Below are 12,626 nucleotides of genomic sequence, written 5' to 3' on the forward strand. Positions count from 1 at the left end.
CCACCGCCACCCTCACCGGACGCTGGCTGGCGCTGCTGCCCGGGAACCCCGGGAACCCCGGGAACCCTGAGAACGCGGACGACACGTGGGCCGAGGACACCCTCGCCGCCCTCGGTACCGCCGTCGAACGCGTCATCGTCACCGGCGACCGCGCGCGAACCGCCGACCGGCTCCGGGACCTCGACGGACCGTTCACCGGGGTGCTGTCGCTACTCGCGCTCGCCGGCGAGGACGCCGCCGCGCTCACCGCCGCCGCCTGCCAGGCACTCGGCGACGCCGGACTCGACGCACCCCTGTGGTGCGTGACCCGTGGCGCCGTCTCCGTCCTGGGAGCGGGTGAGCCGGTGCGCGACCCCGCCCAGGCCGGTGTATGGGGACTGGGCCGGGTCGTCGCCCTCGAACACCCCGGCCGCCTGGGCGGACTGGTGGACCTGCCCGGCCACGTCGACGGCGCCGCCGCGCGCCGGCTGCGGGCCGTCCTCGCGGGCGACGACACCGAGACCGCCGTCCGGGACTCCGGTGTGTACGTCCGCAGGCTCGTCCGGTCTCGGCGCCGCGACACCCCCGCGGCGGTCCACGAACTCGTCGGCCCCCACGGCACCGTCCTCATCACGGGCGGCACCGGCGCCCTCGGCGCGCACGCCGCTCGCCGTCTCGCCCGCGAGGGCGCCGGACACCTGCTGCTGCTCAGCCGCCGCGGCCCCGACGCCCCCGGCGCCGCCGAACTGCGCGACGAACTGACAGCCCTCGGCGCCCGCGTCACCCTGGCCGCCTGCGACGCGGCCAACCGGGACCAGCTCGCCGCAGTCCTGGCCGACGTACCCGCCGACGCGCCGCTGACCGCCGTCCTGCACACGGCCGGCGTCGTTGAGGACCGTGTCGTCGACGACCTCACGCCGGACGACTTCACGGCCGTCCTGCGCGCCAAGGTCACCGCCGCGGAGAACCTCGACGAGCTCACCCGCGACCTGCCGGTCACCGCGTTCGTGCTGTACTCCTCGACCGCCGGTGTCCTCGGCGCCGCAGGACAGGGCAACTACGCGGCCGCCAACGCCCGGCTCGACGCGCTGGCCGCCCGCCGTCGCGCCGACGGCCTGCCCGCCACCGCGATCGCCTGGGGACCCTGGGCCGGATCCGGCATGGCCGCCGGGCAGGACATCGACCGCCGGCTGCGGCGCGCCGGACTCACCCCGCTCGACCCCGAACTCGGCGTCGACGCCCTGCTGGACGCGGTCGCCCACGGCGACACCGCCGTCACCGTCGCCGACGTCGACTGGCCGCGCCTTGCCGCGCTGCAGCCCGCATCCGCCGCGCTCCTCACCGAACTCGCCGGGCCCGCACCGGCGGACGAGCTGACGGCCGGGCACGGCGGGGACGATCTGCGGTCCCGGCTGGCCGAGCTGCCCCCCGCCGAGCGCGGCCGGACGCTGCTCGACCTGCTGCGCACCCGGATCGCCGCCGTCCTCGGTCACGCCGACCAGCGGACCGTCGAGGCCGACTGGACCTTCCGCGACCTCGGCTTCGACTCGCTGACCACCCTCGAACTGCGCAACGCCATCGCCGCCGCCACGGGCCTCACCCTGCCCGCGTCCCTGGTCTACGACCACCCCACCCCGCAGCACCTGGCCGACTTCCTGCTCGGGGAACTCCTCGGCGACACCGAGGAGTCCACACCCGCGGCCGGGGTGCCGCAGACCCGCGCGGCCGCCGACGACCCGATCGCCGTCGTCGGCATCGGCTGCCGCTTCCCCGGCGGCGTCACCGGCCCCGACGACCTGTGGCGGCTCCTCGCCGACGGTCGCGACGCCATCGGCCCGTTCCCCGACGACCGCGGCTGGGACCTCGCCGGGCTCGCCGACGGCGCCTCCGCCACCCACGAGGGCGGATTCCTCGACGGCGTCGCCGACTTCGACGCCGGCTTCTTCGGCATCAGCCCGCGCGAAGCCCTCGCCATGGACCCGCAGCAGAGGCTCCTGCTCGAAACCGCCTGGGAGGCCCTGGAACGCGCCGGCATCGACCCGACCGGCCTGCGCGCCACGCCTACCGGCGTGTTCGTCGGCACCAACGGCCAGGACTACGCCACCGTGCTGCGCCGCGGCACCGCCGACGTCCAGGGCTACGCCGCCACCGGCAACACGGCCAGCGTGCTCTCCGGCCGCCTGTCCTACGTCCTCGGTCTGGAGGGACCGGCCGTCACCGTCGACACCGCCTGCTCCGCCTCGCTCGTCGCCCTGCACTGGGCCGTGCGGGCACTGCGCGACGGCGACTGCGGCCTCGCCCTGGCCGGCGGCGTGTCGGTGATGTCGGCGCCGGATGCCTTCGTCGAGTTCAGCGCCCAGGGCGGACTCGCCTCCGACGGCCGCTGCAAGGCGTTCTCGGCCGCCGCGGACGGCACGTCCTGGTCGGAGGGCGTCGGCGTGCTCGTCCTCGAACGGCTCTCCGACGCCCGGCGCAACGGGCACCGTGTGCTCGGTCTGATCCGCGGCTCCGCCGTCAACCAGGACGGCGCCTCCAACGGGCTCACCGCGCCCAACGGGCCGTCCCAGCAGCGCGTCATCCGCCACGCCCTCGCCGACGCCGGGCTTCGGCCCGCCGACGTTCAGGCCGTCGAGGCGCACGGCACCGGCACGACGCTCGGCGACCCGATCGAGGCCGAGGCCCTGCTCGCCGCCTACGGACGCGACCGCGAACGGTCCTTGCTGCTCGGCACGGTGAAGTCCAACCTCGGCCACACCCAGGCAGCGGCCGGCGTCGCCGGCGTCATCAAGATGCTCCTCGCCATGCGCCACGGCGTCCTGCCCCGCACCCTGCACGCCGAGGAACCCTCCCCGCACATCGGCTGGACGCCCGGCGGCCTCGCCCTGCTCACCGACGCCACCGAGTGGCCCGCCGGGCACGCGCCGCGCCGCGCCGGCGTCTCGGCGTTCGGCATGAGCGGCACCAACGCGCACGTCATCGTGGAACAGGCGCCCGAGGAACCCGCCGTCGCACAGCCGACCGAGGGCGGGCGGGCGGACGGCACGGAAACGGGTCCCGAGCTCGCGGCCCCGTGGCCGTGGGTCGTCTCCGCGCGCACCACAGCCGCCCTCGACGCCCAGCTCGACCGCCTGCGTGCGGCGGACAGGCCGGGAACCGTCGCCGACGTGGCCCTGACCCTGGCCACCGCGCGCGCCGCCCTCCCGCACCGCGCCGTGCTGCTCGCCGGCACCGACGGCGTGACGGAGGCCGCGCGCGGCCGGGCCCGGGGCAGCCGCGGCCCGCTCGCCGTCCTGTTCTCCGGACAGGGCAGCCAGCGTCTCGGCATGGGACGCGAACTGCACGCCCGCTTTCCGGTGTTCGCCGACGCGCTCGACGCCGTCCTCGCGCGGTTCGACCTGGAACCCGGTCGCCCGCTGCGCCCGGTGATGTGGGGCGACGACCCCGCCGCCCTGGACCGCACCGGCACGGCGCAGCCCGCCCTGTTCGCCGTCGAGGTCGCCCTGTTCCGGCTGCTCGAGTCCTGGGGCGTCAACCCCGAGTACGTCGCCGGCCACTCCGTCGGCGGGATCACCGCCGCCCATGTCGCGGGCATCCTCACGCTCGACGACGCCTGCGCCCTGGTGGCGGCGCGGGCCCGGCTCATGGACGCCCTGCCGCCCGGCGGCGCCATGGCCGCCGTACGCGCCCGAGAGGAGGACGTACGGCCGTTGCTCGGCGACACCGTCGCCGTCGCCGCCGTCAACGCGCCCGACGCGGTGGTGCTGTCCGGCGAGGAGAGCGCGCTGAACGCGGTCCTCGACCGGCTCGACGCCACGCAGGTCACCCGCCTGCGGGTCAGCCACGCCTTCCACTCGCCCCTCATGGAGCCGATGCTCGACGAGTTCCGGGCCGTGCTCGACCGTCTGGAGTTCCACCCGCCGGCGCTCACCGTCCTCTCCGACCTCACGGGACGGCCGGCCGCTGACGGGGAACTGGGCACTGCCGACTACTGGGTGCGGCATGTCCGTGAGACTGTGCGGTTCGCCGACTGCGTCTCCGCGTTGCGGGACGCCGGCGTCGGCGTGTTCGTCGAGGCCGGCCCCGACGCCGTGCTCTGCGGCGCCGTACGCGCCCAGGTCGAGGACGCCACGCCCGTGGTGCCGCTGCTGCGCCGCGACGGCGACGAGGCGACTGCCGCGCTGACCGCCCTCGCCCGGCTGCACGCCGACGGCGTCCCGGTGGACTGGGCCGGCTTCTTCTCGGGCACCGGCGCCCGCCTCGTCGACCTGCCCACCTATGCCTTCGAGCACCGCCGTTACTGGCCCGAAATCGCGCCCGCGCCCCAGGCCGACCCGGTGGAGGCGAAGTTCTGGCAGGCAGTGGAGGCGTCCGACCCCGCGGCGCTCTCCGCCACCCTGGGCACCGATCTCGGCTCCGAGGCGACCGCCGCCCTGGCCGGCTGGCGCCGACGGCGCCGCGCCCGGGCAGCCGCCGACGACCTCCTCTACCGCGCCGAGTGGGTGCCCCTCCCACTGCCCGACGCGTCCGGAACCGGGCGCTGGCTGCTGCTGACCGGCGCCGGGGACGAGCCATGGACCGAGGCTGCCGTCGCGGCCCTGGGAACCGACCGCCTGCTTCGGACCGGCTTGGACACGGTGGCCGACGACATCGCAGCACCGGCCACCGACCCCGACTCACCGACGGACGGCACCGCAGGACCGGTCGGCGTGCTCGCCCTGCCCGGCGTGGTGCGCGCTCATGGCCCCGACGGACTGCTGCGCCGGCTGGAGCGGGCGGGCATCACGGCACCACTGTGGTGCGTGACCCATCGGGGCGTGAAGACCGGCTCCGCCGACCCCGCGCCGGACGTGACGCCCGCCGCGGCCTGGGGCGCCGGACGCGTCGCCGCCCTGGAGAGCCCCGGCCGGTGGGGCGGACTGCTCGACCTGGACAACGCCCCCGACACGCGGCTCGACCCCCTCCTCACCCTCGCCGAGGACACCGCCCACCAGGAGGGCGCCGAACGCGAGCTGGCCCTGCGCGCCGACGGCTTGCGGGCCCGCCGCGTCGTCCGCGCCCGCCCCGGCGCCGACGGCGCCGACTGGAGGCCGCGCGGCACCGTGCTCGTCATCGGCACCGGCCCGATGGGCGTGGCAGTCGCCCGCCGGGCCGCCCTCGGCGGTGCCGAGCACGTCCTGCTCGTCGGGCGTGCGCCCGCCACGGACACCGCCGACCGCGTCCTCGCCGGCACCGGCGACAGCGCGGGAGCGGCCCGGCTCACCGTCCACGCCTGCGACATCACCGACCGCACCGCCCTGACCGCACTCCTCGGCAGCCCGGACGCCGCCGCGCTCACCGCAGTCGTCCACGCGGAGGAACCCGCCGGGTCCGCCGACGGCGGGGATGCGGGGTTCGCCGGGTCCGCGGTCGATGGATCGGCCGGGGTTACGGGTGAGGGGTTCGCCGGGGCCGCGCTCGATGGAGCCGGCGGGCTCACAGGTGAAGGGTTGGACGGAGCCGCGCTCGATGGGCTTGCCGGGGTGACGGGTGAGAGGTTTGCTGCGGCCACGCGTGACGAACCCGCCGGGACCATGCCTGACCGCTTTGCCGGTGCCGCACTCGACGAACCCTCCGGGGGTGCCGTCGACCGTGCCCTCGCCGGGGTACTGGCCCTCGACGAACTCCTCGCCGACCGGGACCTGGACGCCTTCGTGCTGTTCGGCTCCGTCGCCGCCGCCTGGGGCGCCCGCGGGCGCGCCGCCGAGGCTGCCGTCGGCGGCGCCCTGGAGGCCGTGGCCGAACGCGGCCGGGAGAGCGGCCGGGCCGCCGTGGCCATCGCCTGGAACGCCTGGACCGGAACCCTCGAACCGTCCCTCGCCGGGCACCTGCGGCTCACCGGGCTCCCCGCCCTCGACCCGGACACCGCGCTCGCCGCGCTCGACCGGGCCGTCGGCCTCGGCCTGCCCGCCGTCACCGCCGCCGACGTGGACTGGGCCACCTTCGCGCCGGCGCACACCGCGAGCGGTGCCTCCACCGCCCTGTTCGCCGCCCTGCCCGAGGCCCGCGACGCGCTCGCCGCCGCGAACGCCACCGGGCCCGGCGACGACCCGGCCGCGCGCCTGCGCGCCGACCTGCTCGCCCTGCCCGAGACGGAACGCGCCGGCTCACTCCTCGATCTCGTCCGGGAGAAGAGCGCCCTCGTCCTCGGACACGGCACGGCCGCCGCCGACGCCGTCGAACCCGACCGGCCCTTCCGCGACCTGGGCTTCGACTCGCTGGCCGCCGTCGACCTGCGCGACCAGCTGGTCCGCGCCACCGGCCTGACCGTGCCCGCCACGGCCGTGTTCGACCACCCGACGCCGGACGAACTTGCCCGCCACCTGCTCACCCGACTCCTCGGCACGACCAGGCAGTCCGAGCGGACGGACACCCCCGCGTCCGTCCCCGCGACCGACGACCCGATCGTCATCGTGGGCATGAGCTGCCGCTACCCCGGTGGAGTGCGGTCCCCGGAGGACCTGTGGGACCTCGTCGTCGCCGGTGACGACGCCACCGGCGACATGCCGCTCGACCGCGGCTGGGACTTCGACCGGCTGTTGTCCGGCGGCCCCGGCGGCAGCATCACCCGGCGCGGCGGATTCCTCGACGGCGCGGCCGACTTCGACCCCGGCTTCTTCGGTATCTCGCCCAACGAGGCTCTGGTCATGGACCCGCAGCAGCGTCTCGTCCTGGAGGCCGCCTGGGAGGCACTGGAGCGGGCCGGCATCGACCCGACCGGGCTGCGCGGCAGTGACGCGGGCGTGTTCGTCGGCGGAACCAGCGGCGACTACCGGCTCCCGGACGACCTCGGCCGCTGGGAGACCGCACAGTCCGGCAGCCTGCTCTCCGGCCGTGTCGCCTACGCCCTTGGGCTGCAGGGCCCCACGGTGTCCGTCGACACCGCCTGCTCCTCCTCCCTCGTGGCGCTGCACCTCGCCGTGCAGGCACTCCGTGCGGGGGAGTGCACGGTCGCTCTGGCCGGTGGCGTGACCGTCATGTCGACCCCGGTCGCCTTCGTCGAGTTCACCGCCCAGGGCGCGCTGTCCGCCGACGGCCGCTGCAAGGCCTTCTCCGCCGACGCGGACGGCACCGGCTGGGCGGAGGGCGTCGGCATGCTCGTCGTGGAGCGGCTCTCGGACGCGCAGCGGCACGGGCACCAGGTGCTCTCCGTGGTCCGGGGCACGGCCATCAACCAGGACGGCGCCTCCAACGGCCTCACGGCGCCCAACGGCCCCGCCCAGCAGCGCGTCATCCGCCGGGCCCTCGCCGGTGCCGGTCTGCTCGCGGCCGACGTCGACGCCGTCGAGGCGCACGGCACCGGCACCAGCCTCGGCGACCCGATCGAGGCGCAGGCCCTGCTCGCCACCTACGGCCAGGACCGCGAACGGCCGCTGCTGCTGGGATCGGTGAAGTCGAACATCGGGCACACGCAGGCCGCGTCGGGCGTCGCCGGAGTGATCAAGATGGTGCAGGCGATGAGCAGCGGTATGTTGCCGCGCACCCTGCACGTCGACAGGCCGTCCCCGCACGTCGACTGGGCCGCCGGCGCCGTGCGGCTGCTGACCGAGCCGACCGACTGGCCGGACACCGGCCGGCCGCGCCGCGCGGGCGTGTCCTCCTTCGGCGCGAGTGGAACCAACGCCCACATCGTCCTCGAACAGGCGCCCCCCGCACCGGCTGTGCCCCTCGCGGCGGCCGGACGGCCCGACTTGGACGGACGGCAGCCGCTGCCCGTCCTGCTGTCCGCCCGCACCCCCGCCGCCCTGCGGGACCAGGCCCGCCTCCTCCTCGACCGGATCACCGCCGACCCGCTCCCGGCCCTCGCCGACCTGGCGTACGCGCTGGCCACCGGCCGCGCCCTGTTCGAGCACCGCGCGGCCCTCACCGCCACCGGCCCCGACGACCTCACGGCGGGCCTCGCCGCCCTCGCCGACCCGTCCGGCACCGCCGACGCCCCCGGCGTGCTGCGCACCGACGCACCGCGCCCCGGCCGTGTCGCCTTCCTCTTCCCCGGCCAGGGGAGCCAGCGCCTCGGCATGGGCCGGGAGCTGTACGACACCCACCCGGCGTTCCGCGTCGCGCTGGACGAGGTGCTCGGCCACTTCGACCCGGCCGTGCGCGACATGATGTGGGGCGACGACGAGGCGGCCCTGGACCGTACCGGCACGGCGCAACCCGCGCTGTTCGCCGTCGAGGTCGCGCTGTTCCGGCTGCTGGAGCACTGGGGCGTCACCCCGGACTACGTCGTCGGCCACTCCGTCGGCGAGATCGCTGCCGCCCACGTGGCGGGCGCGCTCACGCTCGCCGACGCGTGCCGGCTCGTCGCCGCCCGGGCCCACCTCATGGACCGGCTGTCCGAGGGTGGCGCCATGACGGCGGTGCAGGCAACCGAGGACGAGGTCCGTCCGCTGCTCACCGACCGGGTGTCGCTGGCGGCCGTCAACGGCCCCGACGCCGTGGTCGTCTCCGGCGACGCGGACGAAGTGCAGCGCATGGCCGGGCACTTCGCCGGCCTGGGCCGCCGCACGGGCCGGCTGCGCGTCAGCCACGCCTTCCACTCCCCGCACATGGAGCCGATGCTGGACGACTTCCGCGCCCAGCTCGCCGGCCTGACCAGTACGGCGCCCGCCGTCCCCGTCGTCTCCAACCTGACCGGACGCCTCGCCGACGCCGAGTTCGGCTCGCCCGAGTACTGGGTACGGCACGTCCGCGAGGCGGTCCGGTTCGCCGACGGCATGCGCACCCTGAGGGAACGTCAGGTCTCGGTGCTCGTGGAGGTCGGACCGGGCGGTGTACTGCTCGGCATGGCCGCCGCCGGGGAAACCGCGTCGGCGCTCGCCGTACCGCTGCTGCGGCGGGACCACGCAGAGACGGAGTCGCTGACAACGGCCGTGGCCCGGCTGCGCCTCGCAGGACTCCGCGTGGACTGGGACACCTACTTCGCCGGCACCGGAGCGCGCCGCGTCGACCTGCCGACCTACCCGTTCCAACACGAGCGGTTCTGGCCCGAGCACACCGCCCGGCCCGCCGCGCAGAGCGGTGACGGCGACTTCTGGGCGGCCGTCGAGAAGGAGGACTTCGCACAGCTCGGCGCCCGCCTCGACATCGACGACGACTCCCTGGCCAAGGTGCTGCCCGCCCTGCTCGACTGGCGCCGCAGCCGCGACACCGAGACCCGCATGGACGGCTGGCGGCACCGCGTGGTGTGGCAGCCGCTGTCCGGCCTCCCGGCCCGCCGCGCCACCGGCACCTGGCTGGCGGTGCTGCCGGCGTCCGGCGCCGACGACGCCTGGACGGACGCCGTACTGGACGGGCTCGGCACGACCGTTGTGCGCATGCTCGCCGACACCACCGACCGGGCCGAACTCGCTGCCCGCATCAGGGCGTCCGGCAGCGGATTCGCCGGCGTGCTGTCGCTGCTGACCCTGGACGACCGCACCACCGGCGACGGGGCGCCCGTGGGCACGGTCGGCACCGCGGCCCTCGTCCAGGCGCTCGGCGACGCGGGTCTGACCGCCCCCCTGTGGTGTGTCACGCGCGGCGCCGTCTCGGTCGGGGCGGCGGACGCCGCGCCGGTCCCGGAGCAGTCCGCCGTGTGGGGCCTGGGCCGGGTCGCCGCGCTGGAGTACCCGGACCGCTGGGGCGGCCTGGTCGACCTCCCGCCGGCGATGCCCGGCGCCCGCGACCTCGGCGCCCTGGCCGGTGTCCTCGCCGGCCAGGGCGGCGCGGACGCCGAGGACCAGGTCGCCGTCCGCGCAGGCACCGTCTTCGCGGGTCGTATCGTCCCGGCACCTGGGCACGGACGCCGGCAGGACAGCGGCTCCGCCGACGCCGCCGCCTGGCAACCGTCCGGCACCACGCTGATCACCGGCGGCACCGGCGCGCTGGCCGCCCATGTGGCGCGGCGCCTCGCCAAGGCCGGCGCCCCGCACCTCGTGCTCGCCGGACGCCGTGGCTCCGACGCGCCGGGAGCCACCGCACTGCGCGACGAGCTCACCGCCCTCGGCACCCGCGTCACGCTCACCGCCTGCGACGTCGCCGACCGGGAGCAGCTCACCGAACTGCTCGCCGCGATCCCGGACGGCCTGCCGCTGACCGCTGTCGTGCACACCGCCGGCGTCGTCGACGACGGAGTACTGGACCGGCTCACCCCCGAGCGGTTCGGCACGGTCTTCCGCGCCAAGGCGGCCTCCGCCCTGCTCCTCGACGACCTCACCCGTGACAGCGACCTGGAGGTGTTCGCCCTGTTCTCCTCGGCGACCGCCCTTGTCGGCAACCCCGGCCAGGCCAACTACGCGGCAGCCAACGCCGTTCTCGACGCGCTCGCCGAACGGCGCCGCGCCGCGGGCCTGCCCGCCACGTCCATCTCCTGGGGTGTGTGGGGAGGCGGCGGCATGGCCGGGGGCGCCGCCGCCGAGGAGGCCATGCGACGGGTGGGCATCGAGCCGATGGACCCCGAACTCGCCGCCGAGATGCTGTGCCGGCTCGTCACGGAACCCCACCCGACCGCCCTGGTCGCCGGGTTGGCCGCGGACGCGTTCGCCGGACCGGCCGCCGGCCGCCCCCGCGCCCTGCTGCGCGGCCTGCCCGGCCACGACCGGCCGCAGGCCGCCCCCGAGCAGACCGCCGAACCGGCCGCGGCCCTGCGGGAACGGCTCGCCGAACTGCCCACCGCGCGCCGCACCGAGGCCGTCCTCGACCTGGTGCTGGCGCGGGCCGCGGCCGTCCTCGGCCACCGCGACCCGGCCGCTGTCGGCGCCGAACGGCTCTTCCGCGACCTCGGCGTCGACTCCCTCGGCGCGGTCGAGCTGCGCAACCAGCTCACGGCCGCCACCGGCCTGCCCCTCGCCGCCACCCTCGTCTTCGACCACCCCACACCGCTGGCAATCGCCCAGCACCTCATCGAACGCCTCGCGCCCGAGACGCCCGCCGCGCCCGACGAGACCCCTGAGGACACCAGGATCCGGTCGGCGCTCACCGGCCTGCCTCTGGCCCGGCTGCGCGAGGCGGGCCTGCTCGACGACCTCCTCGCCCTCGCCGCCACGACCGACAGCGCCACACCGGCGGCGGCCGGCCCGGCGGACCTCGAACCGGACCCCGAACCGGACGCCGACATCGACGCCATGGCCCTCGACGACCTCGTCCGTGCCGCACTCCAGGGCCACGGAGCGGGCCCCGGCGACCCCACCGACCCCCATGACTCGTACGACCTGACCGACGAGTCCGCCGAGTGATGGAGCCAGCATGACCACGACGCCCAGCGAGCAGGTCGTCCAGGCCTTGCGGGCCGCCATGAAGGACGTCGACCGTCTGCGCCGGAAGAACCGGCAACTGGTCGCCGCCGCCGGTGAGCCGATCGCCGTCATCGGCATCGGCTGCCGCTACCCGGGCGGCGTGCGGTCACCCGAGGACCTGTGGCGACTCGTCGCAGACGGCACCGACGCGCTGTCCGCGCTGCCCTCCGACCGCGGCTGGGACCTCACCTCGCTGCGCACCGCCGGAGCCGACGAACACGGCCACGAACTCAGCGCCCGCGGCGGCTTCCTCGACGAGGTCGCCGACTTCGACGCCGCCTTCTTCGGTATCTCCCCGCGTGAGGCGCAGCGCATGGACCCCCAGCAGCGCATCCTGCTGGAGATCGCCTGGGAGGCGATCGAACGCGGCGGCCTCGACGCCGGCGTCCTGCGCGGCAGCCGCACCGGCGTGTTCATGGGCACCAACGGCCAGGACTACGCCCACCTCGTGCTGCGCTCCCTGGCCGACGCCGACGGCGAGGTCGGCAGCGGCATCGGGGCGGGCGCCCTGTCCGGACGGCTTGCCTACACGCTGGGCCTGGAAGGCCCCGCGCTCACCGTCGACACGGCCTGCTCCTCCTCGCTGGTCGCCCTGCACCTGGCCTGCCAGTCACTGCGCGGCGGGGAGAGCACCCTGGCCCTGGCCGGCGGCGTCAACGTGATGGCGACGCCCGGACCGCTCGTCGAGTTCAGCCGTCAGGGCGGCCTCGCCCGGGACGGCCGCTGCAAGGCCTTCGGCGACGGCGCCGACGGCACCGGCTGGGCCGAGGGCGCCGGCGTGCTCCTGCTGGAGCGGCTCTCCGACGCCGAACGGCACGGTCACGACGTGCTCGCCGTCGTCCGTGGCTCCGCCGTCAACCAGGACGGCGCCTCCAACGGCTTCACCGCGCCCAACGGCCCGTCCCAGCAACGCGTCATTCGCGCCGCCCTCGACGCCGCCCGCCTCACCCCCTCCGACATCGACATCGTCGAGGCACACGGCACCGGCACCCCGCTCGGCGACCCCATCGAGGCACAGAGCCTCCTCGCCACCTACGGCCAGAACCGTGAACGGCCCCTGCTGCTCGGCTCCGTGAAGTCCAACTTCGGTCACGCACAGGCGGCCTCCGGTGTCGCCGGCGTCATCAAGACGATCATGGCGATCCGGCACGGCACCGCCCCGCGCACCCTGCACGCCGACACCCCCACCCGCCTCGTCGACTGGACGTCCGGCGCGGTGCGGGTCCTCGGCACGCAGCAGCCCTGGCCCGACACCGACCGCCCGCGCCGTGCCGGCGTCTCCTCCTTCGGTGTGACCGGCACCAACACCCACGTCATCCTCGAACAGGCCCCGCC

General features: G+C 76.1%; 2 protein-coding genes. Both read left to right on the forward strand.

Annotated features, from left to right (window positions below):
• A partial coding sequence (locus FNH08_RS29915) for a type I polyketide synthase (protein WP_152774652.1) occupies positions 1-11,231 on the forward strand: 11,231 nt, incomplete at its 5' end.
• Between the two features lie 10 nt (positions 11,232-11,241).
• A partial coding sequence (locus tag FNH08_RS29920; protein ID WP_228034440.1) for a type I polyketide synthase occupies positions 11,242-12,626 on the forward strand: 1,385 nt, incomplete at its 3' end.

The sequence above is a fragment of the Streptomyces spongiae genome (assembly GCF_009377185.1).
Taxonomy (GTDB): domain Bacteria; phylum Actinomycetota; class Actinomycetes; order Streptomycetales; family Streptomycetaceae; genus Streptomyces; species Streptomyces spongiae.